The organism is Gemmobacter sp., from assembly GCF_046292685.1.
Lineage (GTDB): Bacteria > Pseudomonadota > Alphaproteobacteria > Rhodobacterales > Rhodobacteraceae > Wagnerdoeblera.
The window spans coordinates 1-19,884 of the sequence record NZ_JBKBQM010000055.1; the positions used below are offsets into that span (position 1 = coordinate 1).

The following is a 19,884-nucleotide window of genomic DNA, read 5'->3' on the forward strand; positions in this document are numbered from 1 at the left end:
AAAACCATCCAAAACCGCCGCTTGAACCATCAGCGTCAAGCAGCATAACCTGAACTCGATGAGCCCGAACGATCCGCTCCAGAATTAGGCCGCCTGTTCCAAATCATTCGACGACGGACAGTCGAAACGCCGTGGACATAGGCCTCCTGAATGACGGCCACCAAAGCCTTCTCCGCCGTGCGGCGCGGCTCCAGAAAGCTGGGGAAGTAGCTGCCCTTGCGCAGCTTCGGGATCTCCCGCGCGATCCGTCCCGCCCGCGTGTCCCAGTCCCGTTCCCGGTATCCGTTGCGCTGAACCTCCCGCATCGGCGTGCGCGCGCCCTTGGCCGCACCCGTCCGGGCCTCGACCTCCGCTTCCATGATCCGCTCGGCCGCATAGGCCAGCATCTCGCGCACGAGGTCGCCGTCGGCGTTCGGGGCCGCGCTTGGACCAATGGCGCGCTGGCCCCTCACTCTCAACCAGCTCGAGAAGCGCCATTCTGTCGTCGGTCATCATTCGCCATTGTCCTCGGACCGATGGCGGACAATGGCTCATTCTCCGTTGTTGGTTTCAGGTCTCGCAACCCGGACCTTCTCCGAAGATCGGCGATGACCACCAGCGGCACCGCCGGCCCCGCGCTGCGCTACGCCAATGGCTCCGCGCGCGGCCTCCTCCTACACCACCACCGGGGACAAAGCCCTGACCCCGTGCTTGCGGCACAGATTGGCCATGGAAATCCCGGTCTCATGCTCTTTCAAAATGCCAATGATCTGATCTTCAGTGAACCTGCTGCGCTTCATCTCTGGTCCTTTCGGTTGGGCCAGAGTCTACCTCAAACTGGATTAGGCGGAGGGGGCAACGTCATACCCTATCAGCGCCGCTTTACCGAGTTCGACCGCAAGATCGTCAGCCTGTATGCCCGGGGGATGATGACCCGCGAGCTCCAGGGTCATATCGAGGAAATCTGCGGCGTCGAGGCCTCGCCCAGCCTGATCTCGGCGATCAGCAATCATGCGTAGCTGCGGACCAAGGCTGAGGCAATCAGGCTCCAACCGTCTGCAACGACAAAGAACGCCAGTTTGAATGGCAAGGCCACGATCGCGGGCGGCACCATCATCATGCCCATCGACATCAGGATCGCCGCCACGACCAGATCTATGACAAGAAACGGCAGAAAGATCAGAAATCCGATCTGGAACGCTCTTTCGATTTCGCTCAGCAGAAACGAAGGAACAAGCACCGACAAAGGGGCCTCGCTTAACGACTCCGGTGCAGCACTTTCGGGCCTCAATGCGGCCAGCGTGGCAAACGTGTCGGGGTCGAGGCGTGCCGCCATGAACTGTCGGAATGGCCCGATGGCGGCACCGAAGGCTTGTTCGACATCCATCTTTCCTTCGCTGAACGGGCCGATGCCGGCTGTCCACGCCTCTGTGAGGACCGGGTCCATCACAAACCAGGTCAGGAACAAGGCAAGGGTGATGATGAGCATGTTCGGCGGTGCGGCCTGCAGCCCGATGGCCTGCCGGAGGATCGAGAGCACCGTTACGATGAACGGAAAGCAGGTCACCATGACGGCCAGGCCCGGAACGAGGCTGAGCAAGGTAACCAGTGCCAGTAGCTGCACCGTGCGGGTGGTCAGCGATCCGCCATCGGCAATGGTCAGGGTCAGATCCTGCGCAGCGGCCGGCGTTGCCAGCAACACAAGAACCGGCAGGACGCGGATCATGAATTGCCGCGCAGGTTGGAGACCTCCGTCAGGCGAACCGCAAGCATGCCGGTCGATTCGCCCTCGGCTTCGAGCAACTCGCCGCGCGCGATGAGCCGGTCGCCGATGTAGAGTTCGACCGGATCGTCAAGCCGCCGATCCAGCGGAAGCACGGCATCGCGTTTCAGACGCAAAAGGTCGCGAACTTGCGGCCGGGCCCGCCCGACCGAGACGGTGATCTCGATCGGCACCTGGTCGAAGGGATGGGCCGAATCAGGGTGGGCGGGATCATCCATGGTTGTTGTCCTTTGCTGCGAGATCGAAGAAGTCGTTCAGGGCCGAGCGGATCGCCAGCAACGCCGCATCCAGATCCACCCTGGTTTCCGTTTCGCCCAGGCGCAGGCCGACCTGGCCCGGGCTCAGGTCTGCCGTTTCGACAAACCGAAGCGGCAGACCCGATCTTGTGCCGACGAGCTCCTCGACGCGGTTGCGGGACTCCGGGTTGAGCAGGACCGTTACAGGGGCCTCGGAGGCGATTTCCGCGTAGGGGGCCAGCGCCTCGACCACCAGATGAGGCAGGGCCGCATGCGCAATTTCGGGCAGCAGCCGCGCGGCGACTTCGGCCATCAGGGGACTGAGCGCCTGCAGCACATGCGCGCGCGCATCGTGAAAGGTGAAGGAGAGGGCTTGAAGGGCCCGGGCCACCTCGTTGCGCTGCTCGGTCTCGGCGCTGGAGCCTGCCGAGACGGCATCGTCCCAGCCTGCCTTGTAGCCGGTTTCGAAGGCCGCCAACCGGAGCTCTTCCAGTTCGGTCGCCTCGATCGCGCTGCCGGGCCCCGAGACTAGAGAGGACTCCGCTTCGAATTCCTCAAGGGTGAGAGGCGGCATCACCGGGTCTCCTCACGCTCGTCCATCCAGCTCCTCAGGATTTCGACCGATTCGGCCTGGCGCTCGGCGATCAGCTGACGCAAGCGTTCGACCGGGTCCTTCGGGGTTCCGCGCTCGGCGTTTCGCGATGCGGCCACCGGCAAGGGCGGCAAGCCTGAACCATCGTCGATCTCGCCGGTCAGAACCGGGACGGGGCCGCCAGGCGTGGGTGTGGTCGCAGCAGGCAGCGCCAGCTGAGGCTCGGCCGGGATCGCGCGCCCGGAGGCGAGCAGCGGCCGAAGCACGAACAGCCCGAGGGCCAGAATCACCGTGGCAATGACGCCAAGCTGGATCAGGCCCATCGGATCGAGTTGCCTCAGCCAGTCCGGCCCATCCGGTGCGACGCCCGCCTGCATCGGCTCGAGCTCGAGCGACTTGATGGTGATGACATCGCCACGCGCCTCGTCATAGCCGACGGCCGAAGCGACGAGGTCGCGAAGGTCGTTCAGTTCTTCTTCGCTGCGTGCTTGCCAGATGCCTTCGGGCGACCGAATCCCGTCCACGAGCACCGCCACCGTCAGGCGCCGGACGCCGCCCGGTGCGCGCAGAAGTTCGCGCGCGGTCTCGGAGACTTCGTAGTTCACCCGCTCTCGGCTTTCCGCGCCCTGGCTCCGGCTGCCGCCACCGCCCGATGCGTCGCCCTCCGGCAGATTGGATGCGACGGTAACCCCTTGCGGGCTGCCGGTGGACGAGTTGCTTTTTTCCTCGGTTTCCGTGGAGATGACGACCCGACCCTGGGGGTCGAACCTGCGCTCGGAAATCGATTCCCGTTCGGTGATGACATCGACCGAAAGCTCGACCAGCACCCGCCCCTGGCCGACGCGCGCCGCCAGCAACCGTTCGACGGACCGTTTCAGTTCCTCGGTCCTGCCGTCGGCGGAAACCGTGCCGGATTCGGCCAGAGGGATCAGGCCTGCCGAGGTATCGATGACGGAGACGGCTTCGGGCACAAGCCCTGCAACCGCCGAAGCAACCAGAAAGCGAATCGCCTGAGCCTGGGCCGGAGTCATTCCGCCGAGTGCGGTCGTAACCGTCACCGATGCGCTGGGTTGCTGATCCCGGCGAAAGGCCTGGGTGGCCGGAACCGCCAGGTGGACCCGCGCGGAACGGACAAAGGGGTTGGATGCGATCGTTCGCGCCAGTTCGCCTTCCTTGGCCCGCAAATAGGCCGCATCGAACATTTGCGCCGTGGTGCCGAAGCCGGACAGCTGATCGAGAAGCTCGTATCCGGCGCCGCCCGTGCGTGGCAGCCCTTCACCGGCCAGTGCCATGCGCAGCTGATCGCGCTGGCTGCCGGCAACCCAGATCGAATCGCCCCGGATCTCGTAGACCGCACCGCGCTGGTCGAGGGCAGCAACCACTTCGCCCGCAGCTGAAGGCTCGAGCCCCGCATAGAGCAGAGACATCGAAGGCGATGACGCCGCGCGGGCCAGCGCCAGGACCGCCGCGAACATCGCCACTGTCGCCAACACCACGAAGGCGCGCCGCCGCGTGTCGAGCACGGACCAGAACGAAACGACCTGTTGCACCGGATTCTCCGTCTTCGGCTTCTGCCTGATGACTCGATGGATCGCCGATCGGCCTTAACAATCGGTTAGTGACCTGCGGTCTATATCTTGTCTTGCGAAAAGGAGGCCCGAATGGTCGAAAGCGCCGCCCCGCAGGAGGGAGCTCCTGCCCAGAAACGCTCCAAGCTGCCGATGATTCTGGGGCTTTGTCTGGCCCTCGCCGGTGCGGCCGGGGGCTTTTACGCGACCTTCACCGGACTGATTCCGTTCGGATCGGTGCCCCATGCGGCGGGCGGGCCCACCCCCTTGCCGAATGTCGCCTTCGTCCCGCTCGATCCGCTCGTGGTGAGCCTGGCGCCGGGTAGTCGCAGCCGGCATCTGCGGTTCGCGGCGCAGCTGGAAGTGGAAGCTGCCTACCGGGCCGATGTCGAGAAGCTGAAGCCGCGGGTGATGGATCTGCTCAACGGCTATCTGCGCGCCGTCGATCCTGTCGAGTTCGAGGATCCGGCCGCGCTGATCCGGCTGCGGGCGCAGATGCTTCGTCGCATACAGATTGTCACTGGCGATGGCCGGGTCCGCGACCTGCTGGTCACCGAGTTCGTGCTGAACTGAAGGAGAGAATGATGGAGCTGATTGCCGACGTTCTGCTTGCAGCCGGGGCCTTCGGCGCCGCAGTCTACTGCTTTGTGCTGCAGCGTCGGTTGACCCGGTTCAACCAGCTGGAAACCGGCATGGGCGGCGCGATCGCCGTTCTCTCGGCGCAGGTCGACGACCTGACCAAGGCGCTGGCGTCGGCACAAAACACTGCGACCTTGTCGACCCGCCGTCTCGAGGAATTGACAGAGCGCGCAGATACCGCGGCTGTCCGTCTGGAACTGCTGGTTTCGTCGCTGCACGATTTGCCCGAACCCGGCGACCGCGTGACCGAATCGCCGCCAGACAAGAAGGTCCGCTTCGTCCGCGCGCGCGTCCGACGCGAGGCGGAGGCCGCAGAATGAGCCTCGTGCGCCGTCGCCCTGTGCGCGGGGTGCTGTTCTTTCTCTCCGGGTTGATGCTGGTGTCCGGTGTGATCCGCGTGGGTCTAGGCGTATCTGCTGCCCGAGCCGTGACACCCCCAGCCGAGACCGTTGCCGAGGCGCCTCCGCCTGCGCCCGCTGCTTGCCCGGCCCCGCCCGCAGCACTCGCCGCTGCTCTGCAGCAAAGGGAGGCGCGGGTTTCCATGCGAGAAGCCGCAATCGAGGACAGGCTCGCAGCCCTAGCCCTGGCGGATGAAGTGACGGCGCGTCGAATTCAGGAGTTGCAGGAGGCCGAAGCGCAGCTTCGCGCGACCCTGACCCAGGCCGACGGCGCCGCCGAGAACGACATCGCGCGTCTGACGACTGTATACGAGGCAATGAAGCCCAAGGAGGCCGCCGCCTTGTTCGAGACGATGGCCCCCGAGTTCGCTGCGGGCTTTCTGGGGCGGATGCGCCCCGAAGCCGCAGCCGCCGTCCTGTCGGGCATGACACCTCAGTCGGCATACACCCTGTCGGTATTGCTTGCAGGCCGGAACGCGCTGGTTCCGCGGGAATGATGCCGGTTTGTTAACCCCCGGCTGCCAGATTGGTCCGAGTTTCGAACGGAGGCGAAAAGATGATCGGCATCATCGGGATAGCACTCATCTTCATCATGGTTTTCGGGGGCTATCTTGCCGCCGGAGGCAAGATCGGCATCATCCTCAAGGCATTGCCTTTCGAGCTGATGATGATCGGGGGCGCAGCCATCGGTGCCTTTCTTCTGGCCAATGACGGGGCTTCTGCCAGGCAAACGGTCAAGGACATCGGCAAGGTCTTCAAGGGGCCTAAGTGGAAGCCGGCGGATTACCGCGACCTGCTGTGCCTGCTCTTCGAACTCATCCGGATCGCCCGCAGCAACCCCGTCGCGCTGGAGGAACATATCGAAAACCCAGGTGCCTCGTCGATTTTCGGCGCCTATCCCCGCATCCAGCGTGACCACGAGGCGGTCGAGCTCATCTGCGACACCTTGCGTGCCGCCTCGATGAACTACGACGATCCGCATCAGGTCGAAGAAGTTCTCGACAAGCGCATGGAAGCCGCCCGCCATCACGCTCTGCACCCGAGTCACGCCTTGCAGACGGTGGCCGATGCCCTGCCGGCGCTCGGGATTGTTGCGGCGGTGCTTGGTGTCATCAAGACCATGGCATCCATCGACCAGCCGCCCGAGATTCTGGGCAAGATGATCGGCGGTGCATTGGTCGGGACGTTTCTTGGCGTCTTCCTGGCCTATGGCCTCGTCGGCCCCTTTGCCACAAAGGTGAAGGCCGTCGTCGAGGAAGACCAGCACTTTTACGGGCTGATCCGGGAAGTGCTGGTGGCCAACCTACACCGGCACCCGGCCAATATCTGCATCGAAGTCGGGCGCCAGAACACCCCGCATCACGTGCGCCCGAGCTTTGGCGATCTCGAAGAAGCATTGCGGTTGCTCAAGCAAAAGGCTGCATGAATGTTTCGTTGTCTGGTGCTTCTGTGGTTCGTCCTTGCCGGCGCCGCCCATTCACAGGTGGTAACCGTGCGGGCAGGGCAGCAGGATGGTGTCTATCGCCTGGTTCTGACCCTTCCCGAGGCGACGGGTTGGGAACTGGGGCGCACAGGCGACGGCTACGGATTTCGCGTGCCTTTTGCCGATTGGCGCTACGATCTTTCGACCGTGTTCGACGCCATACCGCGCGAACGCCTTGCCGCGCTATGGGTCGATCCCTACAGCGGGACCTTGCGCCTGGCGCCCGGATGCGACTGTCATTTGCTTGCCACCGCCTTCCGACCGGGCGTCGTGATCCTGGACATTCTCGACGGTCCGCCGCCGTCGGCTTCGCCATTCGAGCTTGAGCTCGCGGATGCCGGAAGGCCCTTGCCGCCCCTGGTGGTGCGCAAGACTCTGCGCCCGAAGGCCAGGCCTGCCGGGCTCGCCCCGGCTGCGGCATCAGCGTCGGTCTCCCCGGTTGTGGAACCTGCAAGGGCCCGCCCTCCATTGCCTCCGATTGTGGTGCCCCAACCCGATCCGCGTGCCAGCCAGCTACGCGACCGTTTGCTGATGGATCTGTCTCGCAGCATCGCTGCCGGCGCGGTTCAGCCCGCTGCCAAGGGCTCCAGCGTGATTGCGGAGCCAAGGGTCGATCCCTCGCCACCAGCACCGCCAGAAACCGTGAAGCCCAATCAGATGGAAATCCGGCAAGCTGGCGCGCCCTCTGGCGTCACCACCACGGCAGAAGGCAAAGCCTGTCTCGGCGACGATCGCCTGGATGTGTCGGCCTGGGGCAACGACGGTTCGGCAGCCATCCAGTTTGCCCAGGCGCAGGCAAACCTGCTGGGCGAGTTCGATCGGCCGGATCGCGACAGGGTAATCGCGCTGACACGCCTGAACCTATTCTTCGGATTTGGCGCCGAGGCGCGCCTCCTGCTGCGGCTCCTGCATCCGGACGACCCCGATATGCCTTTGCTCGATGCCTTGGGCAAACTGGTTGACGGTGCCACCGAATCAACGGTCTTTCCCGGGATGCAAGGCTGCGACACGGCGGCGGCGATGTGGTCTTTCCTCGGGTCGCAAGACGATCCGACGCCCCACGGGGCCAATCGTGACGCCATCGTCCGCAGCTTCTCTGCATTGCCACTGCATCTGCGCCGGCACCTTGGGATCAGGTTGTCGGATCGGTTCCTCGAAAGCGGAGACCGCGACGGGGCGCGCGCAATTCGAGATGCGATCGACCGGGCGACCGGCCCGCATGGCAGCGGCCTTGTCCTGATCGATGCCGGGCTCGACTTCGCAGAGGGCCGCGCCGAAATCGCCGAACAGAAACTCGGGTCTGTGGTTGCAGACGACGGTGCGGCGGCGGCACGGGCGCTGGCGATTCTGATCGACAGTCGCTTGCGCCGAGGTGAACTGCCGGATCCGGCCCAGGTCCTGGCGTTGGAAGCCATGTACCGGGAGCATCGCACGACGGCCGAGGGGCCGTTGTTGCGCCGGATTCTGGCCAAGGGGCAGGTGGTGACTGGAGAGGCAGATCGGGCCTTCCGCGAACTGGCGCATGATGACCCCGATCTTCAAGCCGTGCTCTGGCCCTTGCTGGCCGAACACGGCGAGGCGATCAAGCTCGCCGAGCTCGCGCTGGACCCTGCGATCGCGCACCCGACAACCTTGCCGGACGACGCGCGACTGTCGGTTGCACACCGCTTGCAGCAAATCGGCTTCACCGAAGGCGCCAGGCAATGGGCACAGGGCTTGCAATCCGCCGAAGCCGCGATGCTGAATGCCGCGATCGCGCTTGATTTGCGCGATGGCCGCGAAGCACTTCGGCATGTTGCTGGCCTCGAAAGCGCAGACGCACACGCCATCCGTGCAAGAGCACTGGCGTTGATCGGCGATTATCCCGGCGCCTCGCTCGCCTGGGAGAGCGCGGGCGCCAAAGACCTGGCAGAGCGTGCGCGCCTTCTTGCGCAGGATTGGGACGCGCTGGGATCCGCCGCGGATGCAGAGCTGCAGACCGTTATCGGCCGTCGCGCGGCCACCCCGTTTGCAGAAGACGAGGGACCGCTTGCGCGGAGCCGGACATTGCTGACCAACAGCGAGGCCACCCGCGCCGAAATCGACGCATTGCTGCGCAAGCGCCAGCTATCCGGCATCTGAGGCTAACGGTTTCTCAACCCTTGGCCCCCTAACCTCCAGCGACCAGTATGGTTTCGACGAGGAATCGATTGTGCAGAACGCACCGCAAAGGGGCAGTGTCAAAGCCCTGTCGCTTTCGATCTTGGCCGGCCTTGTCGCTGCGGCCTTTCTGCCGTTGACTGCGGCTGCAGCACCCGAAACCTGCGAAAGCGCCGCAGTCCTTGCTGCGCGCGAGTACGGCATACCGGTCGACCTGATGCAGGCCATTGCACTTGCCGAGTCGGGTCGGCGCCTCGCCGGCGTTTTGCGCCCCTGGCCGTGGGCGGTCAACGAAGGTGGCAAGGGGCAGTGGTTCGACAGCCGGCAGACAGCCGAAGCCTATGTGCGCAAGGCGGTCGAATCCGGCACCCGAAACATCGACGTGGGATGTTTCCAGCTGAACCATCGCTGGCATGGCCACAAGTTCCAATCGATATCGCAGATGTTCGATCCGATGCAGAACGCGCGGTATGCGGCCGCGTTTCTGGCAGAGCTGTACCGCTCTGAAGGCGACTGGCGGCAGGCCGTCGGTGCCTACCACTCGCGCACAAGGGAAAGGGCGGCCGACTATGCGACGCGCATCGAAACGCTTCGCGCCGGTCTGCCCGATCTCCCGGCTCAACAGCCCAGGCCCGCCGCACTCAACCGCTTTCCGCTTCTTCAAGCCGGTGGTCGGGGGGCCGCCGGCTCGTTGGTGCCGACGATCGGTGGCGCAGGCAGGCTTGTTGTCGGCGCCGCAAACCGACTGATCGGGGGGTAAAGGATGCAGGCGCTGACAGCCGCCAACCTGTTCCGTCCCACAGTGCTGATGGCGCTGGCGTTGATGACGGTGATCGTGATGATGATCCTGCCTGTTCCGGCCTGGTTGCTGGATACCGGGCTTGCGGTGTCATTCGCGCTTGCGATCCTGATCTTCACGGTCACGCTTTTCGTCGAACGCCCCCTCGACTTCTCATCGTTTCCGACCATCCTGCTCGGCAGCCTGATGCTGCGGCTTTCGCTGAACGTCTCCTCGACCAAGCTCATCATCACCGAGGGGCACACCGGCCCGGATGCCGCCGGCGCCGTGATCGAAGGGTTTGCCAGCTTCATCATGGGCGGGTCGGTGCTGCTGGGCGTGGTGATCTTCTGTGTTCTGCTGATCGTCAACTTCATGGTCATCACCAAGGGTGCCGGACGAATGGCCGAGGTCGGGGCCCGCTTTGCCCTGGACGGGATGCCGGGCCGACAGATGGCGATCGATGCCGACATGAACGCCGGCGCCATCGGCCACGCCGAGGCCAAGGCGCGGCGGGAACGCGAGCTTGCGGAAACCAACTTCTTCGGTTCGCTGGACGGCGCTTCGAAGTTCGTCAAGGGCGATGCCGTTGCCGGGCTGCTCATCACGCTGCTCAACATTGTGGTGGGGCTCGCGAACGGTGTGATCGGGCATGGCATGCCCATTTCCCAAGCCTTTGAAACTTATGCGATCCTGACGGTTGGCGATGGCTTGGTCAGCCAGATTCCGGCCGTCATCATTTCGGTGGCGGCGGCGCTGCTGCTTGCGCGCGGAGGGGCGACGGGTGCGGCGGATACCGCGGTGATCGACCAGCTGGGCAAGTATCCGGCCGCTCTTGGCACGGTGGCCGCGCTCATGGCGGCCTTTGCCGTTCTGCCCGGCTTGCCGTTCATCCCCTTCATGCTGGGTGCAGCCTTGCTGGGGGGGGCGGCCTTCTGGCTGACCCGCACCCGGGCCAGACCAACCGCACCCGAAACAACGCAAACCGAAGACCCGGTCAGGGTGCGCCCCATGGGAGACGTTCTCGACTTCGATGATATCCATGTAGAGTTCGCGTCGGATCTGGTCTCGATGGCGCTGGACCCGGGCACCGGGCTGGACGCGCGCATCACCTCGATCCGAACCCATATTGCGACGGCATTCGGCATCATCCTGCCGGAAATGCGCCTGACCGACGAGGCAACCTTGCCCCCGGGTCACTACCGGATCCGGATTCAGGGGGTCGAGGTGGTGCAGGCCCGCCTGCGGCCGGACCGTGCGCTTGTGCTTTTGTCCGATGGCAACGGAACCGTACCCGAGGGCGAAGATGTGCGCGAGCCGGTCTACGGCGCGCCTGCCCGCTGGATTGCCCCCGCCCGGCAAGAGGAGGCCGCCCTGGCCGGGCTGACGGTCGTGTCCCCCGCCGAAGTTCTGGCGACGCATCTGCTGGAGGTGCTGAAGGCCAATCTTGCCCGCCTTCTCACGTTGAAGGGTCTGCGCCGCCTGCTCGACGAGTTCACCCAGCTGTCGGACCCTGTCCGCTCCGAGGCCAACCGGCGGCTTCTGGACGAACTGATCCCCGAAAAGGTTCCGATCGACACGTTGCTGACTGTCATGCGCTTGCTGCTGGAAGAGCGGGTGTCGGTCCGAAACCTGCCCCTTGTGCTGGAGGCGATCGCAGAGTTGCGCGGGGCGCCACTGGCTCCCGAAGCGATCTGCGAACACGTGCGGCGGCGGATGGGCTTCCAGCTTGTCGCAGAATTGAAACGTGCCGACGGAACCATTCCGCTGATCCAGCTTGCACCCGAGTGGGAGCAGGCCTTTGCCCGCTATCAGATCGACGGGGAACGAGGCCTGCAGGACGTTGCGCTGCCGCCGGAGGATTTCAATCGGCTCGCCAATGGCATGGGCACGCAAGTGGCCCGCGCAGCCGAGGCCGGCCTGCAGCCCGCGCTGGTCACCTCCTCGCTGCGTCGCAGGTTCCTGCGCAGCGTGGCGAGCGCCAGAGGATTGCCGATCGCGGTGCTTTCCTACGACGAAATCGGTGCCGAGGCGCGCCCCTCGCTGGTCGGCGTGGTGCCTGCATGACCGGGTTGGAGCAACTGCTCGTCTGGATCGAAGGCGATGGCTTGCGGCTGTTCTGGTCGGCCTTCCTCGCTTTTGTGCGCGTCGGCGCAGTCATGGCCTTGCTTCCGGCCTTTGGCGAACAAAGCCTTTCCGTCAGGTTTCGTCTGGGCGCGGCGCTGGCGCTGACCCTGGCGGTTGCCCCTGCCGTGACCAGCCCGGTGCAGATCACCGCGTTTGCGATTCTGGCAGAAGCCGTTGTCGGATTGATGCTGGGGGCCGGTTTCCGGCTGTTCATCCTTGCCTTGCAGACCGCCGGCGCGATGGCGGCGCAGGCGACATCGCTGTCACAACTGTTTGCAGGGGCGGGGGCCGAACCTCAGCCAGCGATTTCCAACCTTCTGTCCCTCGCAGCACTTGCCCTAGCCTTTTCGACGGGATTGCATGTGCAGGCCGCCCGGGCCTTGATCGTTTCCTACGATCTGCTGCCCCAAGGTCGGTTTCCCGAAGCGGGCGATGTTCTGACCTGGGGGTTGGCGCAGGTCGCACGGTCGTTTTCGCTGGCGTTCTCCCTGGCGGCACCTTTTGTGATTGGCGGCCTTCTGTACAACGTTGCGCTTGGCGCGATCAACAAGGCCTTGCCGGCCTTGATGGTCGCCTTCATCGGCGCACCGGCGCTGACCCTCGGAGGGCTTGTTCTTCTCGCGATTGCGGCACCGCTGATGCTGCAGATCTGGCTCTCGGCCTGGCAACTGTGGCTGGTCGATCCTTTCGCGTTGCCACGTTAGGCGCAAGGCATGGAGCAAGCGGACGAAGACAAGGAGTTTGCCCCGACCGAGCGGCGCCTTCAGGAAGCCCGGCGCAAGGGCGAGGTTCCCATCGGGCGCGACCTGCTGGGCGCGGCAGGGTTTTCCGGCCTGGCCCTTGCCGCGCTGGGTTCTCCTGGCGCGACGATCGCTTTTGGCGAAGCCTTGATGGTGCTGCTGGATCAGGCGGAAACGCTCGCCCCCCTGGTGGTCACGGGGCAATCCGCGTTGCTCGGTGGGCTTGGCGCGGCAATCCTCGCGAGCCTGCTACCCTTCGTGCTGTTGCCGATGGTCGCGGTCATCGCGGTTCTGCTGGCGCAGCGCGCGCTGGTCTTTGCTCCTGCACGGCTGGAGCCGAAGATGTCGCGCATCTCGCCGATCCAGGGGGCACGCAACAAGTTCGGCCGAAACGGGCTGTTCGAATTCGGCAAGGGCTTTGTGAAGCTTCTGACGATCTCGGCGATCCTCGCGGCCTACCTTGGGCAGCGGGTCGAGTGGCTGATCGCGGGCATGGCCCTGGAACCGTCGTTGATCGCGGTCATGCTCGGCCGGTTGTTGCTCGAATTCATTCTGCTGGTGCTGGTGGTGCAGGTTGTCATCGGTGCCCTGGACCTGCTCTGGCAACGCTTCGAGCACGACCGGCGCCACAGGATGACCCGCAAGGAAATGACCGACGAGATGAAGCAATCCGAAGGCGACCCGCATTTCAAGGCGCAACGGCGCCAGCGCGCGATGGAGATTGCCAACAACCGGATGCTGGCCGATGTACCCAAGGCGGATGTCGTCATCGTCAACCCGACACACTATGCCGTCGCCTTGAAATGGGATCGCGGTTCGCGCGGTGCTCCGGTCTGCGTGGCAAAGGGCGTTGACGACATTGCCGCAAGCATTCGTTCGGCGGCGATGCAGGCAGGCGTTCCCTTGCGGCGCGATCCGGCCACTGCTCGGGCGCTGTACTCCACCGTCGAGATCGGGCAGGCAATCCGACCCGAGCATTATCGCCCCGTCGCGGCGGCAATCAGATTTGCCGAGGCGATGCGCCGCCGGGCCCGGCAGCGTTCTTCAGGGAGATTGCCCCGATGATGGATAAGCGACTGCGCCGACTTGCCGAGATTGCGGCCATGATCCGGGAGGCGAAGCTTGCAGAACTCTCCCGCCGTGCCCAGGTCTGCCAGACGCTGCAGGATCGACTGGCCGGTCTGGATGCCAGCGTGCCTGTTGCCGGCGACCTTTCCTTCGCTGCAATCGAATCCGTCGCACTCCGCCACGAACGCTGGGCGGCGCCTCGTCGGATGATGCTGAACGAACAACTGGCGACGGCACGCGCAGCCAGGATGGCCGCCGAAAGCGAAGCGCGCGCCGCATTCGGGCGCGCGCTGGTACTGGAGCGGCTGCGGGACAGAGGGCGCTGACCTCAGCTGTCCTGGCGGACGATATCGGTGATGAGCACGTCAGAAACCTGCTCTCCCAGCACCTTGACGGCTGCCTCCTTCAACGCGCGACGCAGCACGACCAGGTTGGAGGCATCGGTGAAGGTGCCTCGGAAGCCGCCCGTATTCGCGTGCTCGAACAGCACGCGCAAGAACTCGTCGCGCAGCTTCGGTTCGCGCGCGTGGACCATTTCGGCCTGGCCCGGGGCAATTTCGAGGCTGAGCGACAGAACCACCAGCGCGGCCACGCGCCCGCTTTCCAGCAAGGGCACGACGAACTGGCTGGGAAGCTTGACGAACTCCAGGTTCGCAGGCTTGTCAGAAACCGCGGACGTCTCGGGCGGATGAGCCGCCTCGGGCTCCGGCGTGGGGCGCAGCGCCAGGCCGGCCCCGACCCCCGCCCCGGTTCCGATCAGCATCAGCACGACTGGCATGATCTTGCGCAGCATGGGCGACCTCCTCAGAACGGCAACAGGTGATCGGCGATCTGCTGCCCCCAGCGCGGCTGCTGAACATCGCTGATCTGCCCGCGCCCACCGTAGGAGACACGCGCCCCCGCGATCTTGTCGTAGGTGACCTCGTTCTGACGCGAGATATCCGCCGGCCTGACGTAGCCGGTCACGATCAGCTCGCGCAGCTCGAAGTTCACCCGAACCTCCTGCTGCCCTTCGATACGCAGCACGCCGTTCGGCAACTTCTCTACCACCGTTGCCGCAATCCGAAGTTTCAGCTTCTCCTTGCGGGCAACCGATCCATCGCCGGAAAAGGTGGAGGCACTTTGCGCCTTGACCGCATCGGCCATGCTGGCGCCGGAGGGCAGCTTTTCATCCAGCCTTTGCGGCAGGCCGAACAGTTGCGGCACGCCCATCGAGGTGCTGCCGCTGCGCGAACGATCGGTGGCGTTGGAGATCTCGGCGCGGTCGTCGATTTCGATGACCACCGTCAGAATGTCCCCGCGCTGCGCCGCACGCCGGTCGCCAAGCAGCGATGCCTGCGTTGCCGTCCAGAGCGAGGCGGCATCCTGCGGGGCCGAGGGGGTCGCACTTTCGGGAAACGGGCTCGAATACAAGGCATGGTGGGCATAACTGCCCTCCAGCGGCGAGAATCCGGGCGCGCGCCCGACATCCTGCAGGTTTCCGCATCCGGCAAGAAGAAGCATCAGAAATGGGGTAGAGCGCATGGCAACTCCGACAGATCAGGGGCCGACGATCACGGTGCCATCCGGGCGGACGCGGCCCGTCACGGTGGATCGGGAGGAAAGGTTCATGACGCGGACCGCATCGCCGGCCCCGGCGCGTCCCAACGCGCGCCCTTCGGTCATGATGGCAAGGGAACCCGAAAGATAGGCCAGCGGCACGATCTGGTTGCGGTCGATGATCGCCGGCGGCCCGATGTCACCCGGTCGGATCGGTCGGCCGGCATACAGGGCGACGCGCGCCTCCATGCCGATGGCCTGCCCGGGCGCCTGCAAGGCACCCGGAACGCTGCCGGGCTGGAGTGCCAGATCGTCCGCGCCCAGAATGGCTTGCGGGCGGATGTTTCGGGCGGCGACCAACGTGTCGGCACCTGCCGGCACAACCGAGGCAAGTAACAGCACGAGGCGCAGCATCAGCGCACCTGGGTGGTGGCGCCAAGCATCTGGTCTGCCGCCGTGATGACTTTTGCGTTCAGTTCGTAGCCGCGTTGTGCCTTGATGAGTTCCGTCACCTCGCGCACGGCATCGACCGAGCTGTCCTCCAGATAGCCCTGGCGCAAGGTGCCGAGGCCGTCTTCGCCCGGCGCGGCAACCACGGGTGGCCCGGATGCCGCCGTTTCGAGGTAAAGGTTCGATCCGATCGCTTCGAGGCCGCGTTCGTTCGAAAAGCCTGCCAGCGAAAACTGCCCGAGCTGTTCGGGCGCCACCCGATCGGCGAAATAGGCCCACACCTCGCCGGCGGCGTTGATGGTGATGCTGCGGGCGTCAGCCGGAATCGTGATGCCGGGCGCGACGGGGTGTCCGTCGGACGTGACGATCAGGCCGTCTGCCGACCGTTTCAACCCCCCGTCGCGCGTGTAGGCCGACAATCCCGAAGGCAGCGTCACCTCCAGCCAGCCGCGCCCTTCGATGCCGATGTCCAGATCGCCGCCGGTGGCGCTCAGCGCCCCTTGTTCCGGGATCTGCGCGACAGAGGTGGCGCGCACCCCCATGCCGAGCTGGATGCCGGTGGGCAACATGGTGCCGTTCTCGGCCGAAATCGTGCCGGGCCGCGCCACCTGGACATAGTGCAGGTCGGCGAACTCGGCCCTGCGGGCGTTGTAGCCGGTCGTCGACATGTTGGCGAGGTTGTGCGACACCACATCCACGCGCATCTGTTGGGCGGCCATGCCGCTTGCGGCGATCTGCAACGCCTTCATCGAAGCCTCCTATCGGGCAAGGGTTTGCAAGACGGCGCGGATGCGCTGATCCTCTCGGTCGAGCATCTGTTGTCCCAGTTCGTAGGCGCGCTGCACTTCAATCATGCGGGCGATTTCGGAAACCGGATTGATGTTCGAGCCTTCGAGGTGGCCTTGCAGCAGGGTGCCGGCGCCATCTTCCAGCGGTTCGGGGGCGTCGGCCGAGAAAAGCGTTCCGGCAACATGGCGCAGGCTGTTCGGATCGGCCGGTGCCCAAAGCCCGATCTGCGCCACAGGCACACCGTCGGCCGAAAGCGTACCATCCTGCGCCAGGCTGACCGTCATGGCCCCGGGTGGCAACGCAACCGGGGCACCGCCTGCATCCAGCAGGCGAAACCCATCGGGATTCACCAGGTCGCCTTCGGCATTCGGGGTGAAATGCCCGGCCCGCGAAAGCCTTTCGCCATCGGGCGTTTCGATGAGAAAGAAACCGTTGCCCCGGATTGCAAAGTCGAAGGTGCCTCCGGTTTGCACGATGTCGCCTTGCGACAGGTCGATGTTGCGCGCCGAGGCCCTCGCCATCGACAAGGACGGGGCGTCGTCGAGGCGTTTGACATATTCGGAGAAGATCACGCCTTCGCGCCGGAAACCCGTGGTGGAAAGGTTGGCGATATTGTTGGCCACCACCTGCATTTCCCGCATCAGGCCGGACTGGCGCGTCAACGCGGCATAGATTGCATTTTCCATCGGTCAGCCTCCGGCAATGAGGGGGATGATGCGGCTGGTGAAGAAATCGGTCAGGGTCGCCGTCATGAAACCCATCGTGGCCCAGAACACGATCAGCATCGCGCCGACCTTGGGTACGAAGGTCAGGGTCATCTCCTGAACCGAGGTCAGCGCCTGAAACAGCCCGATCGTCAACCCGGCGATCAGCGCCACGGTCAGAAGCGGCGCCGACATCAGGACCGCAACCCACAGCGCCTGGCGCATCAGGTCGTAGATGACGGCTTCGGGGGCCATCACACCGGCATCCGCAGGATTTCCTGGTAGGCCTCGACCACCTTGTCACGCAAGGTGACCGCCGTTTCGACGGCCAGTTCGGTCGCCGACAGCGCCTGCACAAGCGCGTGCGGGTCGGCGCGGCCCGTCATCGCTGCCTTGGCCGTTTCCTCGCCCGCCTGCAGTACGGCCGAAAACTCTTGTGCCATCTGACCCAGGGGCGAACTTGCCGCCTGAGGATCGGGGGTTGCCGCATTGCGAGCCCTGGCATAGGCGCCAGCGGCCAGAGAAGCCTTGATATCCATTCTGGATCTCCGGTTGAAAGGTTAACGGCGCAAGAGGTCGATCAGGCCCTGAGTCATCTGCCGGGCCTGATCGAACATTCTGAGGTTCGCCTCATAGGAGCGCTGCGCTTCGCGCGCGTCGGCAATTTCCACCACCATGTCGACATTCGAGCCGAGGTAGTGGCCGCTTTCGTCGGCCAAGGGGTGGCCGGGGTCGTAGACGCGGGTCGGGTTCGATTGATCGAGCCGCACGGGCCCGGTTTCGACCGTGCCATCGTTGCCCAGGCGAAAGTCCGTGGTCTTGCGTCGGTAGCCGGGCGTATCGGCATTGGCGATGTTTTCCGTAGTGTGACGCAGGCGCCGGGCCTGAGCCTCCATCCCCGAGGCGGAAATGCCGAGGCTGCGAAGAAGATCGGACATCGCTTACCTCCGCCCGAGGGTGGCGCGGATGGCGCCCGACAAGGTCCGATAGATGGCCAAGGCAAAGTCGTGCGCCTGGCGCGCCTCGGCGGCGGCGACCATCTCCGCCTCGAGCGACACCGAGTTGCCGTTCGGACTGAGATGCGCCGAGTCGGCGACGGCAGCGATCGTCTGGCGGTTGCCGCCGGTCAGATGCTGCGGGCGGGTCGCCGCCATCGGCATCCGCTGCGCCTCCCAGACCTGTGCGAAACCCGGAAGGTGCCGAGCGCGGTAGCCGGGGGTATCGGCATTGGCGACGTTGGCTGCGATGACGCCTTGGCGTGCCGCCGCATGCGCCGCCATTGCGCGTGCCATCTGCAGGACTTCGACTTTGTTGGTGAACATCGGGATTCTCCCTCGCTCTGCTTCACCAAGGTTTAAGGGTGATTCCTTTAGAAACCGTAATTGGCAACAAGGGAGTCCGATGACATGACCAGAACGGTCTTTGACGGTTTGCGCGCAGAAATCGCCGCCATCCCGGTGGTGCGGCCGGTAGGGCGTGTCGCCGAACTGGCGCGCGGATTGCTGCAGGTCTCGGGCCTGACCCGCAGCACGGCCTTGTCCGACCGGGTCGAGATCGAGGGCCGGAACGGTCGCCTCGGGGGCGAGGTTCTGCGCATGTCGCAGGACCGGATCACGGTGCTGGCGGATGGCGGGGGCGAAGGGCTGGTGATCGGCGATGCCGTTTTGCCTGCCGGAAACGGCGACATCGCCCCGGACGACAGCTGGATCGGCCGCATCATCGATCCGCTTGGCAGGCCGCTGGACGGCAAGCCATTGTTTCGGGGCTTCAAATCGCGCCCCCTGCGTGCAGCGCCGCCACCGGCGGCACAAAGGCGCCCCCTCGGCGCAAGGCTCGAAACCGGACTTCGGGCTTTCAACACCCTGTTGCCGATGGTGCGCGGTCAACGGATCGGGTTGTTCGCCGGGTCGGGTGTCGGAAAATCGAACCTGCTCGCGCGGCTTGCCTCTCGCGTTCAGGCCGATGTCGTTGTGATCGCGCTGATCGGCGAACGCGGGCGGGAATTGCGCGCCTTTACGGACCGGGTGCTGGGGCCTGCCGGCATGGCGCGCAGTGTCGTGGTCGCGGCCACCTCCGACCAGGCCCCATTGATTCGCCGGCGGTGTGCCTGGGCCGCCATGGCGGTGGCCGAGCATTTCCGCGACCAGGGCCTGCATGTCTTGCTGCTGGCCGATTCGATCACCCGGTTTGCCGAAGCGCACCGGGAGGTGGCGCTGGCCGCTGGCGAGGATGCCTCGCTGCGCGGATACCCTCCTTCGGTTGCCCACGCGATCATGGCATTGGCCGAGCGGGCCGGGCCAGGCCCGGAAGGCGCCGGCGACATCACCGCCGTGTTTTCGGTCCTTGTTCCCGGTTCCGACATGGAGGAGCCTGTGGCGGACATCCTGCGCGGGACGCTGGATGGCCACGTGGTGCTGGACCGAAAAATCGCCGAACGCGGCCGATTTCCGGCGATTGACCTGTTGCGCTCGGTTTCGCGCAGTCTCCCCGATGCGGCCAGCCCGGAGGAGAACGCCCTGATCGCCGAAGCGCGTCGTCTGCTTGGCGCTTACGAACGGGCCGAGATGATGGTTCAGGCGGGGCTTTACGCCGCCGGAAGCGACCCGCTGGTCGACGCCGCCATCAAGGCATGGCCCGATCTGGATGCCTTTCTGTCTGAAGACGAACCGGGCGACACAAGCGACAGCTTCCGCCACCTCGCAGAATGCCTTGGGCAAAGGTGACGTCACCCCGCCCGGGGCGGTGGTCGATGGTAATCTCCCCGTTTTTAACGGGGTGCATCCGTAGAACTTACGCGACCATTTTCAGTTTCATTGCGGGTGTGATGCCGCGGATGCCCATGTTGGGGCGGTCGTTGTTGTAAGTCCATAGC

24 protein-coding genes and 3 pseudogenes are annotated in these 19,884 nt (G+C 65.1%); 12 read left to right on the forward strand and 15 right to left on the reverse strand.

Going from position 1 to position 19,884, the window contains the following annotated elements:
* Nucleotides 1–119: 119 nt before the first annotated feature.
* Together ACK4S2_RS13260 and ACK4S2_RS13265 are read right to left on the reverse strand one after the other, a co-directional pair.
* A pseudogene (locus ACK4S2_RS13260) lies at nucleotides 120–492 on the reverse strand (transposase); the annotation flags it as partial.
* A gap of 188 nt (nucleotides 493–680) precedes the next feature.
* Nucleotides 681–779, reverse strand: a pseudogene (locus ACK4S2_RS13265) (transposase); the annotation flags it as partial.
* A gap of 69 nt (nucleotides 780–848) precedes the next feature.
* On the opposite strand from ACK4S2_RS13265, the pseudogene ACK4S2_RS13270 reads away from it, so the two are divergent.
* Nucleotides 849–989 (forward strand): annotated as a pseudogene (locus ACK4S2_RS13270) (transposase); the annotation flags it as partial.
* Here the strand turns inward: ACK4S2_RS13270 and fliP are convergent.
* The 4 genes from fliP to fliF are packed head-to-tail and all read right to left on the reverse strand — an operon-like array spanning nucleotide 989 to nucleotide 4,140.
* A complete protein-coding gene (gene fliP, locus ACK4S2_RS13275) occupies nucleotides 989–1,705 on the reverse strand; it encodes a flagellar type III secretion system pore protein FliP (RefSeq protein WP_409625212.1) in 717 nt (238 codons plus the stop codon). The pseudogene ACK4S2_RS13270 and the gene fliP sit on opposite strands and share 1 nt — an antisense overlap.
* Nucleotides 1,702–1,980, reverse strand: coding sequence for a FliM/FliN family flagellar motor switch protein (locus tag ACK4S2_RS13280; RefSeq protein WP_409625215.1), 279 nt, complete (start codon nucleotides 1,978–1,980; stop codon nucleotides 1,702–1,704). Before ACK4S2_RS13280 ends, fliP begins: the two co-directional genes overlap by 4 nt.
* Entirely contained in the window at nucleotides 1,973–2,572 is a 600-nt protein-coding gene (locus ACK4S2_RS13285) for a flagellar biosynthesis protein (protein WP_409625218.1), read from the reverse strand. Before ACK4S2_RS13285 ends, ACK4S2_RS13280 begins: the two co-directional genes overlap by 8 nt.
* Complete coding sequence (gene fliF / locus ACK4S2_RS13290; RefSeq protein WP_409625220.1) at nucleotides 2,572–4,140, reverse strand: flagellar basal-body MS-ring/collar protein FliF; 1,569 nt, start codon at nucleotides 4,138–4,140, stop codon at nucleotides 2,572–2,574. Before fliF ends, ACK4S2_RS13285 begins: the two co-directional genes overlap by 1 nt.
* Nucleotides 4,141–4,251: 111 nt before the next feature.
* Here fliF and fliL point away from each other — a divergent pair, with 111 nt between their 5' ends.
* The 10 genes from fliL to ACK4S2_RS13340 all read left to right on the forward strand — a co-directional run bounded on the left by fliL (nucleotide 4,252) and on the right by ACK4S2_RS13340 (nucleotide 13,856).
* Entirely contained in the window at nucleotides 4,252–4,731 is a 480-nt protein-coding gene (gene fliL / locus ACK4S2_RS13295) for a flagellar basal body-associated protein FliL (protein WP_409625223.1), read from the forward strand.
* Nucleotides 4,732–4,742: 11 nt separating this feature from the next.
* Nucleotides 4,743–5,117, forward strand: coding sequence for a hypothetical protein (locus tag ACK4S2_RS13300; protein ID WP_409625277.1), 375 nt, complete (start codon nucleotides 4,743–4,745; stop codon nucleotides 5,115–5,117).
* Nucleotides 5,114–5,692 (forward strand): MotE family protein, encoded by a 579-nt coding sequence (locus ACK4S2_RS13305; RefSeq protein WP_409625226.1) that lies wholly within the window; start codon nucleotides 5,114–5,116, stop codon nucleotides 5,690–5,692. The genes ACK4S2_RS13300 and ACK4S2_RS13305 overlap by 4 nt, the downstream gene beginning before the upstream one ends.
* A 59-nt stretch (nucleotides 5,693–5,751) precedes the next feature.
* Nucleotides 5,752–6,621 carry a flagellar motor stator protein MotA gene (gene motA, locus ACK4S2_RS13310; RefSeq protein WP_409625229.1) on the forward strand — a complete coding sequence of 290 codons (870 nt, stop codon included), beginning with the start codon at nucleotides 5,752–5,754 and terminating at the stop codon, nucleotides 6,619–6,621.
* Entirely contained in the window at nucleotides 6,622–8,799 is a 2,178-nt protein-coding gene (locus tag ACK4S2_RS13315) for a hypothetical protein (protein ID WP_409625232.1), read from the forward strand.
* Nucleotides 8,800–8,869: 70 nt separating this feature from the next.
* Nucleotides 8,870–9,577: a lytic transglycosylase domain-containing protein gene (locus ACK4S2_RS13320; protein WP_409625235.1), complete on the forward strand. Its 708-nt coding sequence runs from the start codon at nucleotides 8,870–8,872 to the stop codon at nucleotides 9,575–9,577.
* 3 nt (nucleotides 9,578–9,580) lie between these two features.
* A complete protein-coding gene (flhA, locus tag ACK4S2_RS13325) occupies nucleotides 9,581–11,662 on the forward strand; it encodes a flagellar biosynthesis protein FlhA (RefSeq protein ID WP_409625238.1) in 2,082 nt (693 codons plus the stop codon).
* Nucleotides 11,659–12,426, forward strand: coding sequence for a flagellar biosynthetic protein FliR (locus ACK4S2_RS13330; protein WP_409625240.1), 768 nt, complete (start codon nucleotides 11,659–11,661; stop codon nucleotides 12,424–12,426). The genes flhA and ACK4S2_RS13330 overlap by 4 nt, the downstream gene beginning before the upstream one ends.
* A 9-nt stretch (nucleotides 12,427–12,435) precedes the next feature.
* Nucleotides 12,436–13,527: a flagellar biosynthesis protein FlhB gene (locus ACK4S2_RS13335; RefSeq protein ID WP_409625243.1), complete on the forward strand. Its 1,092-nt coding sequence runs from the start codon at nucleotides 12,436–12,438 to the stop codon at nucleotides 13,525–13,527.
* Nucleotides 13,524–13,856 (forward strand): hypothetical protein, encoded by a 333-nt coding sequence (locus ACK4S2_RS13340; protein ID WP_409625245.1) that lies wholly within the window; start codon nucleotides 13,524–13,526, stop codon nucleotides 13,854–13,856. Before ACK4S2_RS13335 ends, ACK4S2_RS13340 begins: the two co-directional genes overlap by 4 nt.
* Nucleotides 13,857–13,858: 2 nt before the next feature.
* On the opposite strand, the gene ACK4S2_RS13345 is transcribed toward ACK4S2_RS13340, so the two are convergent.
* The 9 genes from ACK4S2_RS13345 to ACK4S2_RS13385 are packed head-to-tail and all read right to left on the reverse strand — an operon-like array spanning nucleotide 13,859 to nucleotide 18,334.
* Nucleotides 13,859–14,323, reverse strand: a complete 465-nt coding sequence (locus tag ACK4S2_RS13345; protein WP_409625248.1) for a flagellar basal body-associated FliL family protein — start codon at nucleotides 14,321–14,323, stop codon at nucleotides 13,859–13,861.
* An 11-nt stretch (nucleotides 14,324–14,334) separates the two neighbouring features.
* Nucleotides 14,335–15,054 carry a flagellar basal body L-ring protein FlgH gene (flgH, locus tag ACK4S2_RS13350; RefSeq protein ID WP_409625251.1) on the reverse strand — a complete coding sequence of 240 codons (720 nt, stop codon included), beginning with the start codon at nucleotides 15,052–15,054 and terminating at the stop codon, nucleotides 14,335–14,337.
* A 15-nt stretch (nucleotides 15,055–15,069) separates the two neighbouring features.
* A complete protein-coding gene (gene flgA / locus ACK4S2_RS13355) occupies nucleotides 15,070–15,483 on the reverse strand; it encodes a flagellar basal body P-ring formation chaperone FlgA (protein WP_409625254.1) in 414 nt (137 codons plus the stop codon).
* Nucleotides 15,483–16,268 carry a flagellar basal-body rod protein FlgG gene (gene flgG, locus ACK4S2_RS13360; RefSeq protein ID WP_409625257.1) on the reverse strand — a complete coding sequence of 262 codons (786 nt, stop codon included), beginning with the start codon at nucleotides 16,266–16,268 and terminating at the stop codon, nucleotides 15,483–15,485. Before flgG ends, flgA begins: the two co-directional genes overlap by 1 nt.
* 9 nt (nucleotides 16,269–16,277) lie before the next feature.
* Nucleotides 16,278–16,994, reverse strand: a complete 717-nt coding sequence (locus ACK4S2_RS13365; RefSeq protein WP_409625260.1) for a flagellar hook-basal body complex protein — start codon at nucleotides 16,992–16,994, stop codon at nucleotides 16,278–16,280.
* Between the two features lie 3 nt (nucleotides 16,995–16,997).
* Nucleotides 16,998–17,267 carry a flagellar biosynthetic protein FliQ gene (locus ACK4S2_RS13370; protein WP_409625262.1) on the reverse strand — a complete coding sequence of 90 codons (270 nt, stop codon included), beginning with the start codon at nucleotides 17,265–17,267 and terminating at the stop codon, nucleotides 16,998–17,000.
* A complete protein-coding gene (gene fliE, locus ACK4S2_RS13375; RefSeq protein WP_409625265.1) occupies nucleotides 17,267–17,551 on the reverse strand; it encodes a flagellar hook-basal body complex protein FliE in 285 nt (94 codons plus the stop codon). Before fliE ends, ACK4S2_RS13370 begins: the two co-directional genes overlap by 1 nt.
* 21 nt (nucleotides 17,552–17,572) lie before the next feature.
* The gene (gene flgC, locus ACK4S2_RS13380) at nucleotides 17,573–17,950 is read right to left on the reverse strand and encodes a flagellar basal body rod protein FlgC (protein ID WP_409625268.1); all 378 of its coding nucleotides are present in this window, start codon (nucleotides 17,948–17,950) and stop codon (nucleotides 17,573–17,575) included.
* Between the two features lie 3 nt (nucleotides 17,951–17,953).
* Entirely contained in the window at nucleotides 17,954–18,334 is a 381-nt protein-coding gene (locus ACK4S2_RS13385; RefSeq protein ID WP_409625271.1) for a FlgB family protein, read from the reverse strand.
* 84 nt (nucleotides 18,335–18,418) lie between these two features.
* Between ACK4S2_RS13385 and ACK4S2_RS13390 the strand changes: the two genes are divergently transcribed.
* Nucleotides 18,419–19,735, forward strand: coding sequence for a FliI/YscN family ATPase (locus tag ACK4S2_RS13390; protein WP_409625274.1), 1,317 nt, complete (start codon nucleotides 18,419–18,421; stop codon nucleotides 19,733–19,735).
* The last annotated feature ends 149 nt before the right edge of the window (nucleotides 19,736–19,884 follow it).

Coding starts and splice junctions, on each gene's coding strand:
- ACK4S2_RS13305 (WP_409625226.1), top strand. CDS start 5,114: ATGAGCCTCGTGCGCCGTCGCCCTGTGCGCGGGGTGCTGTTCTTTCTC.
- motA (WP_409625229.1), top strand. CDS start 5,752: ATGATCGGCATCATCGGGATAGCACTCATCTTCATCATGGTTTTCGGG.
- ACK4S2_RS13335 (WP_409625243.1), top strand. CDS start 12,436: ATGGAGCAAGCGGACGAAGACAAGGAGTTTGCCCCGACCGAGCGGCGC.
- ACK4S2_RS13390 (WP_409625274.1), top strand. CDS start 18,419: ATGACCAGAACGGTCTTTGACGGTTTGCGCGCAGAAATCGCCGCCATC.
- flgG (WP_409625257.1), bottom strand. CDS start 16,268: ATGAAGGCGTTGCAGATCGCCGCAAGCGGCATGGCCGCCCAACAGATG.
- flgA (WP_409625254.1), bottom strand. CDS start 15,483: ATGCTGCGCCTCGTGCTGTTACTTGCCTCGGTTGTGCCGGCAGGTGCC.
- ACK4S2_RS13365 (WP_409625260.1), bottom strand. CDS start 16,994: ATGGAAAATGCAATCTATGCCGCGTTGACGCGCCAGTCCGGCCTGATG.
- fliP (WP_409625212.1), bottom strand. CDS start 1,705: ATGATCCGCGTCCTGCCGGTTCTTGTGTTGCTGGCAACGCCGGCCGCT.
- ACK4S2_RS13385 (WP_409625271.1), bottom strand. CDS start 18,334: ATGTTCACCAACAAAGTCGAAGTCCTGCAGATGGCACGCGCAATGGCG.
- flgH (WP_409625251.1), bottom strand. CDS start 15,054: ATGCGCTCTACCCCATTTCTGATGCTTCTTCTTGCCGGATGCGGAAAC.
- ACK4S2_RS13330 (WP_409625240.1), top strand. CDS start 11,659: ATGACCGGGTTGGAGCAACTGCTCGTCTGGATCGAAGGCGATGGCTTG.
- flhA (WP_409625238.1), top strand. CDS start 9,581: ATGCAGGCGCTGACAGCCGCCAACCTGTTCCGTCCCACAGTGCTGATG.
- ACK4S2_RS13285 (WP_409625218.1), bottom strand. CDS start 2,572: ATGCCGCCTCTCACCCTTGAGGAATTCGAAGCGGAGTCCTCTCTAGTC.
- ACK4S2_RS13300 (WP_409625277.1), top strand. CDS start 4,743: ATGGAGCTGATTGCCGACGTTCTGCTTGCAGCCGGGGCCTTCGGCGCC.
- ACK4S2_RS13370 (WP_409625262.1), bottom strand. CDS start 17,267: ATGGCCCCCGAAGCCGTCATCTACGACCTGATGCGCCAGGCGCTGTGG.
- fliE (WP_409625265.1), bottom strand. CDS start 17,551: ATGGATATCAAGGCTTCTCTGGCCGCTGGCGCCTATGCCAGGGCTCGC.
- fliL (WP_409625223.1), top strand. CDS start 4,252: ATGGTCGAAAGCGCCGCCCCGCAGGAGGGAGCTCCTGCCCAGAAACGC.
- ACK4S2_RS13340 (WP_409625245.1), top strand. CDS start 13,524: ATGATGGATAAGCGACTGCGCCGACTTGCCGAGATTGCGGCCATGATC.
- flgC (WP_409625268.1), bottom strand. CDS start 17,950: ATGTCCGATCTTCTTCGCAGCCTCGGCATTTCCGCCTCGGGGATGGAG.
- ACK4S2_RS13280 (WP_409625215.1), bottom strand. CDS start 1,980: ATGGATGATCCCGCCCACCCTGATTCGGCCCATCCCTTCGACCAGGTG.
- ACK4S2_RS13315 (WP_409625232.1), top strand. CDS start 6,622: ATGTTTCGTTGTCTGGTGCTTCTGTGGTTCGTCCTTGCCGGCGCCGCC.
- ACK4S2_RS13345 (WP_409625248.1), bottom strand. CDS start 14,323: ATGCTGCGCAAGATCATGCCAGTCGTGCTGATGCTGATCGGAACCGGG.